The sequence below is a fragment of the Dyella kyungheensis genome, assembly GCF_049913195.1.
Taxonomy (GTDB): domain Bacteria; phylum Pseudomonadota; class Gammaproteobacteria; order Xanthomonadales; family Rhodanobacteraceae; genus Dyella; species Dyella kyungheensis.
Window position 1 is genome coordinate 626,747 of record NZ_CP183983.1, and the last position, 17,131, is coordinate 643,877.

Here is a 17,131-nt window from a genome sequence, read left to right on the forward strand (position 1 = left end):
CGGTGCTTGTTGGCACCGTTGGGACGACGCGTCCGCAACCATCGGCCGGGGAGGCAAGATGGCGCAGGCAGGTCCAGCGACGCTTTACGACGCTGCGTTCGAGCACGACAGCTGCGGTTTCGGTCTGGTCGCACAGATCGACGGGCGCGCGAGCGCATGGGTAGTGGACACCGCATTCGCAGCGTTGGCCAAACTTTCCCATCGTGGCGGCGTGAATGCCGACGGCGTCAGCGGCGACGGCTGCGGCGTGCTGTTCCATCGTCCGCGGGTCTGGCTGAAAGCACTCGCTGAAGAAGCAAGCATCACCGTGGGCGAGCGTTTTGCCGCTGGCGTGGTGTTTCTCGATCCGCACGGCAATGACGCCGCGGCATCGACCTTCGAAGACCATCTGCGCGAAGAAGAACTGCGCGTCGCCGGCTGGCGCGATGTCGCCGTGAATGCCGAAGCCTGCGGCCCGCTCGCCGCGGCGGCCAGGCCGCGCGTGCGCCAGGTGTTCGTGGAACCCGCGGCATCGATGGACGATGGCGCGTTCGAGCGCGCACTGTTTCGCGCGCGTCGTCGCGCCGAAACGGCGCTGGTAGCCGACGAGCATTTCTATGTGGTCACGCTGTCCGCGCAAGTGGTCGGCTACAAGGCGATGGCGGCGCCCGGCCGCCTGCGCGAGGTGTTCGCCGATCTCACGCATCCGGCATTGAGCGCCGATGCGGTGGTGTTCCATCAACGTTTTTCGACCAACACCACGCCGCAGTGGCGGCTGGCCCAGCCGTTCCGCCTGCTGGCGCACAACGGCGAGATCAACACCATTCGCGCCAATCGCCGCTGGATGCAGTCGCGCGAATCGATCCTGCATTCGCCGTTGCTCGATCTTTCCGACATCGGTCCGCTGGTACGCCAGACGGGTTCGGATTCCGAAAGCCTCGACAACGCGCTGGAGGTGCTGATCGCCGGCGGTCTCGATCTGCTGGCGGCGATGCGCGTGCTGGTGCCGCCGGCCTTCGCCGCGCGCGAGGGCATCGACGAAGACCTCGCGGCGTTCTACGAGTATTACGCGCTGCACAGCGAGCCCTGGGACGGTCCGGCCGGCCTGGTGATGTGCGATGGCCGCTATGCCGCCTGCACGCTCGACCGCAACGGCCTGCGTCCCGCACGCTGGGCGCTCTCGGCCGACAGCCATCTGATCGTCGCTTCCGAAGCGGGATTGTGGGATGTGCCGTCGTCGCAGGTCATCGCCAAGGGCCGGCTGGCACCGGGCGAAATGATCGCCGTGGATCTGCAGCAGCACCGTCTGTTGCGCGATGCCGACATCGACGACATCAACCGCAAGCGCGCGCCGTTCCGCGACTGGCTGCGCGCCGGCGTGAGTTACCTGGAATCGGATCTGATCGATCCGTCGCTGGCCGCCGAGCCGCTGCCGGCGGACGAACTGCATCGCTACCAGAAGCTGTACGGGCTCTCGCGCGAAGAACGCGAGACCGTGCTCAAGGCGATCGTGGAACTGGAACAGGAAGCGACCGGATCGATGGGCGACGACACGCCCATCGCGGCCATGTCGCGCCAGGTGCGCCCGTTGTTCGACCGCTTCCGCCAGGGCTTCGCGCAGGTGACCAACCCGCCGATCGATCCGCTGCGCGAAAAGCTGGTGATGTCGCTGGTGACCCAGATCGGTCCCGAAAGCAACGTGTTCGATCTCACGCCGGAAAACGCCAAGCAGATCCTGATCAACTCGCCGGTGCTCTCCCAGCGCAAGTTGCGCCAGCTGCTCGGCTTGCCGCAGTTCGTCGGCACGCCGCGCTTCGACCTGATGTATGCGCCTGACGAAGGCCTTGAAGCGGCGCTGCGCCGTCTCTGCAGCGACGTGGAAAAAGCGGTGCGCGAAGGCTGCCAGCTGGTCTTCCTCAGCGACCGCTATCCGCACAAGGACCTGCTGCCGATCCACTCGCTGCTGGCGGTGGGCGCGGTGCATGCGCACCTGATCGACAAGGCCTTGCGCTGCCAGTGCAACATCCTGGTGGAGACCGCCACGCCGCGCGATCCCCATCAGTTCGCCTGCCTGCTCGGCTTCGGCGCCACCGCGATCTATCCCTGGCTGGCCTATCAGAGCCTGTTCGAGCTGGGACGCGAAGGCCATATCGCCAGCGACCGTTTCGAGATCGGACGCAGCTACCGGCGCGGCATCCGCAAAGGCCTGCTGAAGATCCTGTCGAAGATGGGCATCTCCACCGTGGCGGGTTATCGCGGTGCGCAGCTGTTCGAGATCGTGGGGCTGGCGCCCAGCGTGGTGGAGCTGTGCTTCCCGGGCACGCCGTCGCGCATCGGCGGCGCGGCGTTCGCCGAACTCGAGCACGACCAGCAGCTGCTGGCGGCGGAAGCGTGGAGCGATGCGTTGCCGCTGCGCGCGGGCGGTCTGTACAAGTTCGTCTACGGCGGCGAATACCACATGTACAACCCGGACGTGATCGGCACGCTGCAGAAAGCCGTGCGCACGGGTAACCCCGGCGACTACCGCGCCTACGCGAACGCCGTCGACCACCGTCCGCCGTCGGCGCTGCGCGATCTGCTGGCGCCGCGTTCGCTGGGCGATGCGATTCCCATCGAGCAGGTGGAGTCGGCGCAGGACATCCTGCGTCGCTTCGATTCGGCCGGCATGTCGCTGGGCGCGTTGTCGCCCGAAGCGCACGAGGCGCTGGCGATCGCGATGAACCGGCTCGGCGCGCGCAGCAATTCCGGCGAAGGCGGTGAAGATCCCGCCCGCTACGGCACCGAGAAGATGTCGAAGATCAAGCAGGTCGCCTCCGGCCGCTTCGGCGTCACGCCGCACTACCTGGTCAACGCCGAAGTGCTGCAGATCAAGATCGCGCAGGGCGCCAAGCCCGGCGAAGGCGGCCAGCTGCCAGGCCACAAGGTGGACAGCACCATCGCGCGGTTGCGTTATGCCAAGCCCGGCATCGGCCTGATCTCGCCGCCGCCGCACCATGACATCTATTCCATCGAAGACCTGGCCGAGTTGATCCACGACCTCAAGGAAGTGAATCCCGACGCGCTGGTTTCGGTGAAGCTGGTCAGTCACGCGGGCGTGGGCACGGTGGCGGCCGGCGTGGTGAAGGCGGGCGCGGATCTGATCACCGTCAGCGGTCACGACGGCGGCACCGGCGCCAGTCCGCTGACTTCGATCAAGTACGCGGGCACGCCGTGGGAGCTGGGCCTGGCCGAAACGCAGCAGACGCTGCGTCGCAATGACCTGCGCGGGCGCGTGCGCCTGCAGACCGACGGCGGTTTGAAGACCGGCCTGGATGTGATCAAGGCCGCGATGCTGGGCGCCGAGAGCTTTGGCTTCGGCACCGGCCCGATGGTGGCGCTGGGTTGCAAGTACCTGCGCATCTGCCATCTCAACAATTGCGCCACCGGCGTGGCCACGCAGCATGCCGTGCTGCGCAAGGAACACTTCATCGGCTTGCCCGAAATGGTGATGAACTATTTCGGTTTCCTCGCCGAGGATGTGCGTTCCCACCTGGCCATGCTCGGCGCACGCAGCCTGGACGAGATCATCGGCCGCGCCGATCTGCTGGAACAGGTGCAAGGCACCACGCCGGTGCAGCACAAGCTGGATCTTGCGCCGCTGCTGGGATCCGGGGCATTGGCCGGCAACGTCGACTTCGCTTGTACGCTGCCGCGCAACCCGATGCGCGACGCCGCCGCACTGGCGACACGTATCGATGAGGCGACGCGCGACGCTGTAGCCAGCAAGGCCGGTGGCGAGTTCGCGTTCGAGATCGCCAATACCGACCGCGCCATCGGCGCGCGCCTCTCCGGCGAAGTGGCGCGTCGTCACGGCGACCACGGCATGGATGAACAGCCCATCCTGCTCAAGCTCAGCGGTTCTGCGGGCCAGAGCCTTGGTGCGTGGAACGCGGGCGGCGTACACATCGACCTGATCGGCGAGGCCAACGACGGGGTCGGCAAGGGCATGGCGGGTGGCCGCATCGTGGTGCGTCCGCCGGGCGATTCGCCGTTCGCCAGTCACGAGGCGTCGATCATCGGCAACACCTGTTTGTACGGCGCCACCGACGGCGAACTGTTTGCCGCGGGCCGCGCAGGCGAGCGCTTTGCCGTGCGCAACTCCGGTGCGCTCGCCGTGGTCGAGGGCGCGGGCGATCACTGCTGCGAATACATGACCGGCGGTGTCGTCGCCGTGCTCGGCAAGGTGGGGCTGAACTTCGGTGCCGGCATGACCGGCGGCTTTGCCTACGTGCTCGATATCGAGCGCAGCTTCGTGGACTGCTACAACCACGAGCTGGTGGACATCCTGCGCATCTCGCCCGAGGGCATGGAGCACTACATGCAGCACCTGCGCTCGCTGGTGGTGCGCCATGTGGAGCTGACGGGCAGCGACTGGGGGCGCCGCATCCTCGCGGACTTCCGCGGCCTGCAATACAAGTTCTGGCTGGTGAAGCCGAAGGCCGCGAGTCTTTCCGCGCTGGCGGAAGAACTCAGGAGCGCCGCATGAGCGCAGACTCCAAGACCTTCCAGTTCCTCAACGTGCAGCGGCAGACGCCGCGCACCGTGCCCGTGTCGATCCGCGTGCTTGGCTATGGCGAGATCTCCGGCGATTTCGGCGCGCAGCAGGCAGGCACGCAGGCGGAGCGCTGCATCGATTGCGGCAATCCGTATTGCGAGCACGAATGCCCGGTGCACAACTACATTCCGAACTGGCTGAAGCTGGTGCAGGACGGCCGCCTGATGGAGGCGGCCACGCTGATGCACGAAACCAACCCTCTGCCGGAAATCTGCGGGCGGGTCTGTCCGCAGGATCGTCTGTGCGAAGGTGCGTGCACGCTGGAGCAGACCGCGTTCGGTGCGGTGACCATCGGCAGCATCGAGCGCTGGGTGACCGACGAGGCTTTGCGCCTGGGCTGGAAGCCCGACCTTTCCGCCGTGCACGAGACGGGCAAGCGCGTGGCCATCATTGGTGCGGGCCCTGCCGGCCTGGCCTGTGCGGATCGGCTGCGCCGCGCGGGCATTGCCGCCGATGTCTATGACCGTCAAAGCGAGATCGGCGGCCTGCTCACCTTCGGCATTCCGCCGTTCAAGCTAGACAAGGGCGTGGTGCGCACGCGCCGCCAGTTGCTGGAAGGCATGGGTGTGCGCTTCCTGCTCAATCGCGAGGTCGGCCGCGACATCGAATTCGGCCAGTTGCTGGACGAATACGATGCGGTGTTCGTGGGCACGGGTGCCTACACCTATGTCGATGCACAGCTGCCGGGACGCGAGCTGCACGGCGTGCACGACGCGTTGCCGTTCCTCATCGCCAACACCGAGCGCCTGCTGCGCGATGCCGCCATCTCGCCGTCGTTCGATTTCCGCGGCAAACACGTGGTGGTGCTGGGCGGCGGCGACACCGGCATGGACTGCAACCGCACCGCCATCCGGCTCGGCGCCGCCAGTGTCACCTGCGTGTATCGCCGCGACGAGGCGAACATGCCGGGCTCGGCGCGCGAAGTGGGTTACAGCCGCGAAGAGGGGGTGAACTTCCTCTTTCAGCGGCAACCGCTGGAAATCCTCGGCGGCGCGCGCGGCAACGTGCGCGGCGTACGGGTGATGGAGACGGCGCTGGTCGACGACGGCACCGGACGCCTGCGTCCGCAGAACGTGCCCGGTACGGAATATGTGATCGATGCGGACGTGGTGATCCAGGCATTCGGCTTCCTGCCCAGTCCGCCGGATTGGCTGCGATCGCACGGCGTGACCCTGGACAAGACGGGGCGCGTGATTACCGGCGCTAAAGGCGCGCTTCCGCTGCAGACCAGCCATCCGCAGATTTTTGCCGGTGGCGACAACGTGCGCGGTGCGGACCTCGTGGTGCGTGCCGTCTATGACGGTCGCGAAGCGGCGGCATCCATCGTGCGCATGTTGCAGGAAGTGGATTCGCCAGCCTTGGCGCACGCCTGACCGTGTAGCCGCATTTGTGGGAGCGCACCCTGTGCGCGACGCCGTTTGCCCCGAGGTCCGGGCAGTCGCGCACAGGGTGCGCTTCCACAATGATAGACCGATGTAGCGCGGCGTAACGAGGCAATGCGACACTGCGCGCCGACGTCGTTACGGAGCACCACCCATGCGTCTCGGCCTTGCCGCCAACCAGCTTCACCACGCCCATGCCAACGCGGCCTTGTTCCGTTGGCTGCACGAGTGCGAGGTGGGCATCCGCGAACTCGAGCTTGGGCTGCATGCGGTGGGACGCACCTATGACGCCATTCATCGTGCGGGTTATCTTGATCGCTATCTGCCGCTGCGCCGCTATCCCTACGGCCGCGAGGGCGGCCTGATGAAGCTGGTCGCCGAAGTGGTCGGGCTGGGGGATGACCGCGTGCTCGACGGCGCCATCTATCTCATCGATCCGGTCGATCCGTCCTCGATCTTTCCCGAGGCGATCGCGCTCAAACGCCAGTGCGTGATCCACGGCAAGCCCTTCATCTCCACCGTGGCCACCGCGCGCGACTGGATCGAAATGGAGCGTATCCACGCGGGCCTTGCGCCGGATTCGGGTGCCAATGTCTTCCACGATCTCGAAGCGCAGACGCTGGCGTTGATCGCGCACGATGCCATGAAGCCGCAGATGCTGGCCTACGCGGCGGAGCACTTCGATGTGCTGTCGCGCTTTGCCCATCGCGTGGGTACCGGCACCACCGGCCAGCGCCTCAACGAGCTGGCGTGGAGCCGCGGCTGGCCTTTGGATACGCCGTGGGTGGAGCGCTATCAGAGCGGCCCGATGGGAGGCGACGCGCAGATCGCCGACCTGGTGCTCGAACGCCGCTGCCAGCGCGCGATCTTCTTCGAGGACCCGCACGTGGCGCGTCAGCATGAAGCCGACATCCAGCTGCTCGAACGCGCGGTGACCACGCGTACCGATCACGCCGTGTGCATGACCACGCCCAAGGTCGCCGCGCGCTGGGCCGCCGCCGTGGTGTTGCGCGCCAAGGCCTGAGCGACGAAGGCGGGTGCATACTGTGCGCCTGCCGTAGTGGAGAACACCCATCCATGTGTGTGATTGCTTTTGCCTGGCATGCGCACCCGCGCTGGCGGCTGGTCTTGATCGGTAACCGCGACGAGTTCCACGCGCGGCCCAGCCTCCCGCTCGCGCGCTGGAACCAGCCCGCGATCATCGCGGGCAAGGATCTGGAAGCGGGCGGCACCTGGCTGGGCGTCACCGATGATGGCCGCTGCAGCGTCGTGACCAACGTGCGCGATCCGCGCGATCCCCAGCTGGGACGGTCGCGCGGGCTGTTGTCGCTCGATTACCTGGCGGGCGACGAGGATGCGGTGACGCATGCCGAAAAGCTGCTGCGCACCGCGGCCGACTATCGCCCGTTCAACCTGCTGACGTTCGATGCGACGCACGCGTTCTACATCGGCAACCGCCCCGATGCGCGCGCGCAACTGGTGGAAGCGGGCGTGCACGGTCTCTCCAACGCGGACTTCAACACGCCGTGGCCGAAAACGCGGGCGCTGATGGAACATCTGCGCGACTGGATCGAGGCGGGGCACGACGACGAATTCGCACCACTGTTCGCCGCGCTCGCCGATCCCCACGGCTATCCCGACGATCAGCTGCCGGATACGGGCGTCGGGCTGGAGCGCGAGCGCTGGCTGTCGTCCGCCTTCATTCGCGGCGAGCGCTATGGCACGCGTGCGAGCACGGTGGTCGCCATCGGCCATGACGGTCGCGGGGTGGTGGTAGAGCGGCGCTTTGGGCCCAACGGCCATGAAGACGGCGAAACGGCGATGCCGTTCCTGCCCGTGTGACCGGCGCACACCCCTGTGGGAGCGCGCTTGCGCGCGACAACCTGACGGAGCGGAATTCCCAATCGGCGCAGTCGCGCACAAGTGCGCTCCCACAAGGGAGCGGTTATTCCCCGGACTTCTCGGGAAACTCGCCGTCCACATAGAACCAGCGGCCGTCCTCGCGCACGAAGCGGCTGACCTCATGCATGCGCTGCGCCTTGCCGCCACCGAGGCGAAGGCGGGCCACGAACTCGACCACGGCGTGGTCGCCGTCGCTCTCATGCCGCTTCACCGTGAGGCCGAGCCAGGTCGGCGCGGGCTGTTGCGCACCCAGCTTCAGGTGTGCCGGCCGTGTGCTGTGGTGCCAGCTGGCCAGCAGGTAATCTTCGCGCTTGAGCACGTACGCACTGTAACGGGAGCGCATCAGTTGCTCGGCCGTGGCGGCTGCCGCGCCCTCGTGCAGCAGGCCGCAGCAGCGGGCGTAGCCGTCGTTGTTGCCGCACGGGCAGGGAGTGAGCGTGTCGATGGCTTGAACGTAAGGGCGCATGGCAGGTCGCGGGCGCGGCAGGGGCGCCCTCTGATGCGCATCCTGACGCCATCGCGCCGAAAATGCCAATGCTGGGATGGCCCGCTTCAGCGAGTCCGCTGCCAGATCCGCAGGCGATTGTTGGCGGGCATGGTCACGTCGTCGATCAGCTCAAAACCGGCCGCTTCGGCCAGCGCATCCACTGCCTCGGCATCGCGGATGCGCATGTGCTCGCCGCGCGCCTGCAGCCAGTCGTCGAACGCGGCATTGCTCTCGCTGGTGTAGCGGCCGTCGTAGTTGAACGGGCCATAGATGGCGAGCTTCGCGTCGGCCGTGGTCACCCGTCCGAGCTGCTGGAACAGTCGTTCCACCTCGCCCCAGCTCATGATGTGCAAGGTGTTGGCACTGAACACGGCATCGTGGCCGCCGGCCGGCCACGGGCCGCTCACGTCCAGCACGAACGGCGCCGGCGTATTGGGAAGCGCGGACTCATCCAGCCATTGGCGGATGCCCGGCAGGTATTCCGGGCGATCGGTGCACTGCCACTGCAGATGCGGCATGGCCGCCGCGAAATGCACCGCGTGCTGCCCCGTGCCGCTGCCGATCTCCAGCACCTGCCGGCGATCGGCAAAGTGATTGCGCAACACCTCCAGGATCGGATCGCGGTTGCGCTCGCAGGACGGGGCGCTGGGCTTATCCACTCAGGCCGGGCGGCCGCGCAATACGCGCGCAGGCAACATCAGCATGGCGCCGAGGAACGCGAACACCGCGCCCACGGTGATACCCACCAGCCGGAACGGCAGCATCAGCAGCCACACGATCGGGTACAGCACCAGCGCAATCAGCGCGAGCGGCCAGCAGAACACCAGCAGCAACAACCAGAGCAGGAAGCCGACCATCGCGAGATCCTCATGCCGGAAATGGCGCCACTCTAGCGCAGCCCAGGTTACGGGCGTAGATGACTGATTTCACCCCATCGGGTTCACGCCGATCAGCCATGCGTGCAGCCACCAGGCGAATACCACCCAGCCCACTGCGCCGGCCGTCACGGCGATGACATCGCCCTTCACGGTGCCGGCCGGATAGACCACGCCGTCGGCGCGATCGCGGCGACGCGCGCTGACGAAATCCACCGTGGCCCACAGCAGGAAGGCGCCGAACAGCACGACGTCATGCAGCATGCCGGTGGCCAGCAGATGGCCGAACGCCCACACCTTCACCCCCGCGAGCATGGGATGGCCGAGCTTGGCCTTGAGATGATTGGCGGGCACATACGCCGCCGCCACCAGCACGAACGCCAGCAACGTGAAGAGGGCGTTGAGATGGCGCAATCCCATCGGCGGCACGTACAACACCACCGGCTGCTGGCGGGCGAGTCCGAAGCCGTAGACGATCAGCACGAAGCCGGCGATGGACAGGAGCGAATAAAGCCCTTTCCAGCGCATCTCACCAAGACGTGCGCGCTGCTGTGTGCGCCAGTCGTTGTCGAAGATGCGGATGGAATGAACGCCGAGGAACAGCACCAGGCCAAGCAGGAGGAGCGCCATGAGGTCACCTTGGTGGGCAGGGTGTGCCGATCATGGCATGCCTCGCGCCAACAGGCTCTCAGCCGTGCGGAGTCACGCAGGCAAGCAGGGCCTTGGCGCCTTCGTGCAGCTCGACCGGGTTGCCATCCGGTTGCCACGCATCGCCTGCGCTGAGCGGCCCGGCAAGCGTATCGGCGGTGCCCTGGGCGAGATAGAGCAGCACGCAGTCGGCAGGCACCAGGTGACTGCCCGGCCCGGTCAACAGCTCGACCCGACCAGCGGCCTGGGTACGCCGCACCATCAGGTTGAAATCGCGCGTGCCGCCACCGGCCATTTCCACATCCACCCAGGCTTCGCCGGCGAAGGCGAACGGCACCAGCGGCATGGTGAGCGCGTGCCGCTGCTTGCCGTCGAGCGTCATGATGAAACCGGCGCCGTCGAGCAACACGATCTGGCGATCGATGCCGGGAAACGTGGAGAACGGCGAGGCGCTGTTCACTTCGGCCACGCTGATGCGCCAGACGAAATCGTCGCTGGCGTCGGCCGGAAAACGCGCGATTTCGCGCGTGACGCCCATGCCGTTCTTCCACGGCTGGGGCGGCATGTCGGTGGCGCGAATGATGCGGCTCATGCGACTTTCTCGATCACCCGGGTGAAGGGAGGCAGCGCCCGCAGCATGCGTTCGCCGTACCGCTTGAGTACCACGCGACGGTCGAGCAGCACGATGCGGCCACGGTCGGTTTCGGTGCGGATCAGGCGGCCGCAATACTGCGTGAGCAATCGGGTCGCTTCGGGCACGGTCACTTCGATGAAGGGATTGCGGCCGCGCGATTCCAGCCATTCCGCGTAGGTCGCACCGACCGGATCGGTCGGCACGGCAAACGGCAGCTGCGTGATCACCACCGTTTCGCACAGCTTGCCCGGCAGATCCAGGCCCTCGCCGAACGAGGCGAGACCGAACAGCGTGCTGCCTTTGCCCGCTTCGACATCGACGATATGTTCGGCAACCAGTTGCGCCTTGCCCAGCGAGCCCTGCGCACGCACCTTGCGTACGTGCTCGATGGGCAGCTTCTGCAACACCCGATCGAGCTTCATGCGCGAGGTGAACAGCACCAGGTTGCCGGCATTCCAGTCGAGGTTGTCGGCCAGCCAGTCGCAAATTTCCTGCGTGTGTTCTTCGCGTGCATCGGGAAGCGAGCGCATGGCGGGCACTTCAAGGCGCGCCTGCGTGGCGAGATCGAAAGGCGACGGCAGGCTCAGCGTGATGGAATCATCGGGCAGACCCACCGCGTCGGCGAAGCCGCGGAAATTGCCGCCCGCACTCAGCGTGGCCGAAGTCATCACCACCGCGCTGGCGTTGCCCCAGAGAATGCTGCGCAGCAGGCCGCCCGCGGACACCGACGAGGCGTGGCAGATCAGTTGCTGGTCGTTGCTCAGGGTGACCCAGCGCGCCAGCGGCGGCGTGTTGTCGCCATCGGTCGCGGACCACGCGCGCCAGGTGCGCACCTGGCGATCGATGCGCTCAAGCGCCATGCCCAGTTCGCGCGACAAGGCTTCGTGCGTGGGACCGGTCTCGGTCATTTCCAGCACGGCGCGCCGCACAGCGCCGATCCAGCGTTCCACCTCGCCAGTGAACACATACAACGCACGCGCGTGCTCCACCCACGCCTCGGGCAGCTGGCCGAGCGAGCCGCGATACATCGGTTCCTGATCGTCGGGCGAGGGAAGCCAGCTGAGGCGGATCTCCCGCTCAAGCTCTTCCAGGCTGTTGCTGAGTTCCTGCAGTTTCTGATCACCGGCATCCAGCGAGAGCTTGCCGATCACTTCCTTGTCGGTGAGCGAATAAGCGGCGTGGATCTGTCGGCCGAGGCGGCTAAGTTGGCGTGTCGCCGTGCTCATATAGACCTCGGCGGCGCCGCGATCGATCGCCTTCGACGGCACGTGGTGGCCTTCGTCGAAGATGTAGAGCGTTTCGTCCGGCTTGGGCAGGATCACGCCACCGAAGCCGTCTTCTTCGCGCGGCATGGTGAGATCGGCCAGCACCAGGTCCTGGTTCGCCACGATGATGTCCGCGTCGCCCACGGCACGACGTGCGGCGAAGAACGGGCACTGCATGAAATGCGCGCACTTGCGGCTGGTGCAGCCGCCGGCGCTGGTGGTGATCATCGGGCGCAATACATCGCTGATCGGTTCGGGCGCCGAATCGATATCGCCGTCCCATTCGTGCCGGTCGAACAGATCCACCAGCTTGGACAGGGCTTTCTTGTCGCGCTCCTGCGGCGGCTTGGTCCACAGCGCCAGATCCGCATCGAAGCCCAGGCCCATCTGCGAGGTTTCGTTGAGGCTGTTGCTGGCCATCGCCAGGTTGCGCGGGCACAGGTAACGGCCACGGCCCTTCGCCAGCGCCACCTTGGCCTCGGTGCCATTGAGCTTGAGATAGAGCGGAATATCGCGCTGGACCAACTGTTCCTGCAGCGCCACGGTAGCGGTGGCGATCAGCAGCTTCTTCTTCTGCGCCCGCGCCACCTCGACACCCGCGATGAGATACGCCATCGACTTGCCGGTACCCGTAGGCGCCTCGATCACCGCGGCACCGCCTTCCTGCGCCAGCGCCTTGGCCACCTCGGCAATCATCTTTCCTTGCGACGCACGCGCCCGGAAGCCGGGCAGGCCATCCTTGAGGCGCGTATAGGAGGCGCGGATCGCGTCTTTGGTGGTATCGGTCAGCATCGGGCGGGTCGGGCGCGAATCGGCGCGTCGGAGCTGCATTCTCGCATGCCTGCGCCAGCCCTGCCGGGCGTGCCGGGACTCGGTCTAAAAGAGCAGTTCGCCGCAGCCTCGCCGGTTTACCGCGAGGCGTTGATCGCCAACGCCACCGCTTCCGCCACGCGAATCCCATCCACCGCAGCGGAAAGAATCCCGCCCGCGTAACCGGTGCCTTCGCCGGCCGGGTAGAGGCCGCGTGTGTTCAAGCTCTGGTAGTCCTCGCCGCGGCGGATGCGTACCGGCGACGAGGTGCGCGTTTCCACGCCGGTGAGCACGGCGTCGTGCATCGCATAGCCCTTGATCTGGCGGTCGAATGCCGGCAGCGCTTCGCGGATGGCTTCGATGGCGTAGTCGGGCAGGGCGGCTGCGAGATCGGTGAGATGCACGCCGGGCTTGTACGAGGGCTGCACGGTGCCGAATTCCGCGGAGGGGCGGCCCTTGATGAAGTCGCCGACCAGCTGGCCCGGCGCGCTGTAATCGCGGCCGCCGAGTTCATAGGCACGCGATTCGAGTGCCCGTTGCAGGGCAATACCCGCCAACGGGCTGCCGCTGTCGTCGAAAGCAGCAAAATCACTGGGCTCGATACCCACCACGACGGCCGCGTTCGCATTGCGTTCGTTGCGCGAATACTGGCTCATGCCGTTGGTGACGACGCGTTCGGGTTCCGACGCGGCGGCGACGACGGTGCCGCCCGGGCACATGCAGAAACTGTAGACCGAGCGGCCATTCTTGCAGTGGTGCACGAGCTTGTAGTCGGCAGCGCCGAGAATGGGATGGCCCGCCTGCGGGCCGAAGCGCGCCTGGTCGATGATCGACTGCGGGTGCTCCACGCGGAAGCCGATCGAGAACGGCTTGGCTTCCATGTAGACGCCGCGATCGTGCAGCATGAAGAAGGTGTCGCGCGCGCTGTGGCCCACCGCGAGCACCACATGCTCGCTCAGCAACTGCTCGCCGCTCGCCAGCACCACGCCGCGAAGCTGGCGCGTGCCGTCCGGCGCGGTGTCCACCAGCACATCGTCCACGCGCTGGGTGAAACGGATTTCGCCACCGAGTGCCTCGATGGTCTCGCGCATGGCCTCCACCATCGTGACGAGGCGGAACGTGCCGATATGCGGCTTGCTGACGTAGAGAATCTCTTCGGGCGCACCGGCCTTCACGAACTCGGTCAGCACCTTGCGGCCATGGTGATGCGGATCGGAGATCTGGCTGTGCAGCTTGCCATCGGAGAACGTGCCCGCGCCGCCCTCACCGAACTGCACATTGGATTCCGGCTCCAGCTGGCGCTTGCGCCAAAGGCCCCAGGTATCCACGGTGCGCTCGCGCACGGCCTTGCCGCGGTCGAGGATGATCGGCCGGTAGCCCATCTGCGCCAGCAGCAAACCGGCGAACAGGCCGCACGGGCCGAGGCCGATCACGATCGGGCGCTGCTTGAGGTCGGTCGGTGCCTGCGCCACGAAGCGATAGCTGGTGTCGGGCGTGGGTTGCACGTGCTTGTCGTCGGCGTGGCGCTTGAGCAGCCCGGCCTCATCGGCCACGTCCACGTCCAGCGTGTAGATCAGCTGGATATGGCCGCGCTTGCGTGCGTCGTAGCCGCGCCGGAACACCGAGACGTTGCGCAAGCCGTCCTTGCCCAGGCCAAGCTTGGCGCGGACGGCGGCCTCGATGGCGCCCTCGGCGTGGTCCAGCGGGAGCTTGATGTCGGTGAGTCGGATCATGCGGCGGGGTGTTCAGGCGGTCGTGGTTGACCATTTTCGCATGACTTGCAGATGGCGGCCCGCTTGGAAGCTTGTCGCGCACAAGTGCGCTCCCACAAGGCCCCGCAACCTTGTGGGAGCGCGCTTGCGCGCGACTCACGCTGGCGAGGCGTTCAGCCCTCGGCCGCCACCTGCCGCAAGGTCTGTTCGAACACTTCCGGCGGCTGGCCGCCCTGCACCAGGTAGCGGTCGTTGATGATCACCGACGGCACGGCCCGGATGCCCTGCGACTGGTAGAACTGTTCCTGCGCGCGCACGTCCTGCGCGTAGCGGTCTTCGTCCAGCACGCGGCGGGCTTCGGTGGCGTCCAGGCCCACCGACGCGGCCACGTCCACCAGCACGTCGCGCGAGCTCACGTCGCGGCCGTCGGTGAAATACGCTGCCAGCAGCGCCTGCTTGAGTTCGGCCTGGCGGCCTTCGAGCGCGGCCCAGTGCAACAGGCGGTGCGCATCGAAGGTGTTCACGATGCGGTTGCGCTTGTCCATGTTGAAGGTGAAACCGAGCGCCGCGCCGCGTTCGCGGATGACTTCCCGGTTCTGCTCGATCTGCGCGGGCGAGCTGCCGTACTTGTGCGCGATGTGCTCGATGATGTCTTCGCCTTCGGGCGCCATCTGCGGGTTCAGCTCGAACGGCTGGAAATGCAGTTCCACCGTCACGTCGTCGCCCAGCTTCGCGAGCGCCTGTTCCAGCGATTTGAGGCCGACGGCGCACCACGGGCACACCACGTCGGAGACGAAGTCGATCTTGATGGGGGTGGGGCTGGCCATTGCGGGGTCCTCGATGCGATCCCCGCTTAATGGGTTCGGTCGCGTCGGACATCAAGTGGCAGCGCGGCCCCCAAAATGAACGGGGCGGCGAGGACACGAGGGTCCCCGCCGCCCCGGTATTTCTTGCGGTGGTTTAGGGCTTGCCCATGAAATCCATCTTGCCCAGCTCCGCGCCGGCTTCGCGCAGGATCGCGTACGCCGTGGTGCAGTGGAAGAACACGTTCGGGATCACGAAATGCAGCAGGTAGCCCTGGCCTTCGAAGTGCTGCTCGCTGGTGCGCATCTTCAGCGTGATGGCGCGGGTTTCACTGCCGTCGATCTGCTCGGCCTTGAAGCTCTTGATGTAGTCGATGGCGCGTTCGATGCGCGCATGCAGTTCGGCGAAGGTGGTTTCGTTGTCTTCGAACTTCATCGGATCCACGCCAGCGAGGCGCGCGCAGGCGTTCTTGGCCATGTCGGTGGCGATCTGCACCTGGCTGGTCAGCGGCAGCATGTCGGCGGTGAGGCGTGCCTGCAGCAGCAGCGAAGGCTCGAACTTGCGGGCGTGCGCATGCGCCTCGCCCTTGCGCAGCACGTGCTGCAGGTTGCTCAGGGCGCGCAGGAAAACGGGAACGGAAGCCTGGTACATCGACAAGGTCATGGGGAATGCTCCGGTGTTTCGGGGGAAGTGATGGTGGCTTGCAAAGGGACGACCGAGGACGGTTCGACCGGAATCGTATTGGGCAATGGCTCCTCGCGCTTGGCGAGGTCGTGCGTGTGCCGCGTCGCGCGCAGCGCGATCACCGTGCCGATGGCCAGTAGCACGGCAGACAACACGAAGGCGAGGCCGGGCAGGTGATAGGGCGAGGTCGGCGAGATCGACAACGAGAACACCTGGGCGAACAGGAACGGGCCGAAAATGCCCGCAAAACTGGCCAGGCTGCTGATGGCGCCTTGCAACCGGCCTTGTTCCGCCGGGTCCACTTCATGCGTCATCAACGACTGGATGGGCGGCTGCGACAGTCCCCACAGCGCCATCAACGGAATACCCAGCAGAAACGCGAAACCCGTGTTGGCCAGGCCCATCACCAGGAACGAGCCGATGCCGCAGAGCATGCCGCCCAGCATCAGCCGCCGTTCGCCGAAGCGCGGCGCCAGACGCCGCGTGAGCACCGCCTGCACGAAACCATCGCAGGCGCCGACCAGCATCAACACATAGCCGACCGCCTGCGGGCCCCAGTGATAGCGATAGTCTGCGTACAGCACGAAGGTGGTCTGCAGCACGTAGTGCGCCAGATACACCAGGAACATCACCACCGCCAGCCGCATCACCAGCGGATAGCGGGCCAGCAGTTTCAGCGAGCCGAGCGGATGCGCGCTGTGCATTTCGAAACGCGGCGTGCGGCGTTCCTTGGGCAGCGATTCCGGCAGCACGAAGAAGCCGTACAGGAAATTGCAGGCCGCCAAGCCACCGGCCACCCAGAACGGCAGGCGCAGATGGATGTCCCCCAGGAAGCCGCCCAGCCCCGGCCCGATGATGAAGCCCAGGCCGAACGCGCTGCCGAGGATGCCGTAAGCCGCGGCGCGCTTTTCCTTGGGCGTGATATCGGCGATGTACGCATTGGCGGTGGTGAAGCTGGCGGCCGTCATGCCCAGCACCACGCGAGCCACGAACAGCAGCCACAGCGTGGGCGCCAGCGCCAGCACAAAGAAATCGATGGCCAGCCCGGCATTGGAAATCAGGATCACCGGGCGGCGGCCGAAGCGATCGGACAGCGCCCCCTGCACCGGCGAAAAGGCGAACTGCACGATCGCGAACACCGTGCTGAACACGCCCACCCACCACGCCGCGTTGGCGATGCCGCCGCCGGCGAGTTGTTCGATCAAATGGGGCAGCACCGGGATGACGATGCCGAACGCCAGCATGTCCAGCACCACGGTGGCGAAAATGAACGCGAGCGCGGCGCGGCGGCGCGGATGGAGCTCGGTGTCGGAGGTCGGGTCCATGGGGCTGGCTGGCAGTGAGAGGCGCACGAT

Annotated in this window: 14 protein-coding genes; 4 read left to right on the forward strand and 10 right to left on the reverse strand. The window is 66.5% G+C overall.

Going from position 1 to position 17,131, the window contains the following annotated elements; all coding sequences use genetic code 11:
• The first annotated feature begins 58 nt into the window (after positions 1-58).
• The 4 genes from gltB to ACN9MB_RS02625 all read left to right on the forward strand — a co-directional run bounded on the left by gltB (position 59) and on the right by ACN9MB_RS02625 (position 7,797).
• Positions 59-4,504 (forward strand): glutamate synthase large subunit, encoded by a 4,446-nt coding sequence (gene gltB / locus ACN9MB_RS02610; RefSeq protein WP_426270687.1) that lies wholly within the window; start codon positions 59-61, stop codon positions 4,502-4,504.
• Positions 4,501-5,946: an FAD-dependent oxidoreductase gene (locus ACN9MB_RS02615; protein WP_426270688.1), complete on the forward strand. Its 1,446-nt coding sequence runs from the start codon at positions 4,501-4,503 to the stop codon at positions 5,944-5,946. The genes gltB and ACN9MB_RS02615 overlap by 4 nt, the downstream gene beginning before the upstream one ends.
• A gap of 163 nt (positions 5,947-6,109) precedes the next feature.
• Positions 6,110-6,979: a methylglyoxal synthase gene (locus ACN9MB_RS02620; RefSeq protein WP_204636760.1), complete on the forward strand. Its 870-nt coding sequence runs from the start codon at positions 6,110-6,112 to the stop codon at positions 6,977-6,979.
• 53 nt (positions 6,980-7,032) lie between these two features.
• Positions 7,033-7,797: an NRDE family protein gene (locus ACN9MB_RS02625; RefSeq protein WP_426270689.1), complete on the forward strand. Its 765-nt coding sequence runs from the start codon at positions 7,033-7,035 to the stop codon at positions 7,795-7,797.
• A 103-nt stretch (positions 7,798-7,900) separates the two neighbouring features.
• On the opposite strand, the gene ACN9MB_RS02630 is transcribed toward ACN9MB_RS02625, so the two are convergent.
• The 10 genes from ACN9MB_RS02630 to ACN9MB_RS02675 all read right to left on the reverse strand — a co-directional run bounded on the left by ACN9MB_RS02630 (position 7,901) and on the right by ACN9MB_RS02675 (position 17,101).
• Entirely contained in the window at positions 7,901-8,323 is a 423-nt protein-coding gene (locus ACN9MB_RS02630; protein ID WP_204636758.1) for a YchJ family protein, read from the reverse strand.
• A gap of 86 nt (positions 8,324-8,409) precedes the next feature.
• A complete protein-coding gene (locus ACN9MB_RS02635) occupies positions 8,410-9,003 on the reverse strand; it encodes a DUF938 domain-containing protein (protein WP_426270690.1) in 594 nt (197 codons plus the stop codon).
• The gene (locus tag ACN9MB_RS02640) at positions 9,004-9,201 is read right to left on the reverse strand and encodes a hypothetical protein (RefSeq protein WP_204636756.1); all 198 of its coding nucleotides are present in this window, start codon (positions 9,199-9,201) and stop codon (positions 9,004-9,006) included. It lies immediately after the preceding gene.
• A 69-nt stretch (positions 9,202-9,270) separates the two neighbouring features.
• Positions 9,271-9,849 (reverse strand): NnrU family protein, encoded by a 579-nt coding sequence (locus tag ACN9MB_RS02645; protein ID WP_426270691.1) that lies wholly within the window; start codon positions 9,847-9,849, stop codon positions 9,271-9,273.
• A 58-nt stretch (positions 9,850-9,907) separates the two neighbouring features.
• Positions 9,908-10,459, reverse strand: a complete 552-nt coding sequence (locus ACN9MB_RS02650) for a HutD/Ves family protein (RefSeq protein ID WP_426270692.1) — start codon at positions 10,457-10,459, stop codon at positions 9,908-9,910.
• Positions 10,456-12,558, reverse strand: coding sequence for an ATP-dependent DNA helicase DinG (gene dinG / locus ACN9MB_RS02655; protein WP_426271875.1), 2,103 nt, complete (start codon positions 12,556-12,558; stop codon positions 10,456-10,458). The genes ACN9MB_RS02650 and dinG overlap by 4 nt, the downstream gene beginning before the upstream one ends.
• A gap of 116 nt (positions 12,559-12,674) precedes the next feature.
• Entirely contained in the window at positions 12,675-14,309 is a 1,635-nt protein-coding gene (locus ACN9MB_RS02660; RefSeq protein WP_426270693.1) for an NAD(P)/FAD-dependent oxidoreductase, read from the reverse strand.
• 152 nt (positions 14,310-14,461) lie between these two features.
• Positions 14,462-15,115 carry a DsbA family oxidoreductase gene (locus ACN9MB_RS02665; RefSeq protein WP_426270694.1) on the reverse strand — a complete coding sequence of 218 codons (654 nt, stop codon included), beginning with the start codon at positions 15,113-15,115 and terminating at the stop codon, positions 14,462-14,464.
• Between the two features lie 133 nt (positions 15,116-15,248).
• The gene (locus tag ACN9MB_RS02670; protein ID WP_426270695.1) at positions 15,249-15,755 is read right to left on the reverse strand and encodes a DUF1993 domain-containing protein; all 507 of its coding nucleotides are present in this window, start codon (positions 15,753-15,755) and stop codon (positions 15,249-15,251) included.
• Positions 15,752-17,101 (reverse strand): TCR/Tet family MFS transporter, encoded by a 1,350-nt coding sequence (locus tag ACN9MB_RS02675; RefSeq protein WP_426270696.1) that lies wholly within the window; start codon positions 17,099-17,101, stop codon positions 15,752-15,754. Before ACN9MB_RS02675 ends, ACN9MB_RS02670 begins: the two co-directional genes overlap by 4 nt.
• Between the last annotated feature and the right edge of the window lie 30 nt (positions 17,102-17,131).